At 61.7% G+C, this 248-nt stretch carries 1 tRNA gene; it reads right to left on the bottom strand.

Annotated features, from left to right (window positions below):
* Positions 1-4: 4 nt before the first annotated feature.
* Positions 5-76, bottom strand: a tRNA-Ala gene (locus C480_RS00005).
* Between the last annotated feature and the right edge of the window lie 172 nt (positions 77-248).

Here is a 248-nt window from a genome sequence, read left to right as displayed (position 1 = left end):
GATATGGACCCACTGGGATTTGAACCCAGGGCATCCTCCTTGCAAAGGAGGCACTCTCCCACTGAGCTATGGGCCCACCCCGATGGCTCGTTTGAGCCATCGGGAGCGAGATGTAAGCCTTGGTAGTTCAAAGGTGCCCGCTCGGTTCGGCGGACGGCTGCTGTAACCGAACGTGGACTGTAGGTGGGCTGGGGCATCGCCCCAGTCCCGGTCTGTGGAGGTGATCCAGCCGCAGATTCCCCTACGGC

The sequence above is a fragment of the Natrialba aegyptia DSM 13077 genome (genome assembly GCF_000337535.1).
GTDB lineage: Archaea > Halobacteriota > Halobacteria > Halobacteriales > Natrialbaceae > Natrialba > Natrialba aegyptia.
The sequence above is the reverse complement of the archived record's forward strand: the minus strand, read 5'-3'. Positions and strand labels throughout refer to the sequence as shown.